This window comes from Priestia sp. 179-F W1.4 NHS, assembly GCF_045369295.1.
GTDB lineage: Bacteria > Bacillota > Bacilli > Bacillales > Bacillaceae_H > Priestia > Priestia zanthoxyli.
Genome location: NZ_JBIQFF010000064.1, coordinates 1 through 730 on the forward strand (window position 1 = coordinate 1; position 730 = coordinate 730).

Below are 730 nucleotides of genomic sequence, written 5' to 3' on the forward strand. Positions count from 1 at the left end.
ACGCTCGGTGGTCTTACGATCACTGTGACCCAGTTCTTTTTGAATTAAAAAGATATCTGCTCCCTGCTGCCTACTGTAGATGGCATAAAAGTGACGAAAATAATGAGGCGTAATTCTGTCAGTCCGTTCTTTTATAAAAGGTAACTCGGTTCGTTCAATAATACGGACAATATAATTACTTAAGTTTTTATATTGATAATAGTCTCCATCTTTAGTTGGAAATAATGGACTTTGATCACTTAAATTTAATGCTGTACTGACATGACGCCGTTCTCGAAAAACAAGAATGCGTTCATATAGCGATGGATGAAGTAACTTATCAAATTTCTTTCCACCCTTCCCTACTCCTCTTAGTCGATAATGACCACTTAAACTGTCTAGATATACATCTCCCCACGAAGCTTTAGCTATTTCCTGTACACGTAATCCTGTCATCGCCAACATTGTTAACAATCCATAATTAATAGGATGATCTTTATAGTAATCTAGAAGCTGTTTGACTTCATGGTAATACAAATCTCGATTAGGAATTTCTTGTTCAGATAATGAGGTGCTTAAGATTTCTTTGTGTAATGGATGCTGTATATACTTCGTTTCATGTAACCATTTCATAAAACTCTTTAAAATCGTCATTTTCGCGTCTAAAGTTGCAGGTGAATAAGGTTTACCTCCCTTTCCTAGCAATGCCGTGCTTAAATACGTCTGGTAGTTTCGAATATGCCAAGCACGT

The 730-nt window shown here is 36.4% G+C and carries 1 protein-coding gene; it reads right to left on the reverse strand.

The window, feature by feature from the left end; genetic code table 11:
- A partial coding sequence (locus ACH0CI_RS28225; protein WP_406902663.1) for a tyrosine-type recombinase/integrase occupies positions 1 to 730 on the reverse strand: 730 nt, incomplete at both ends.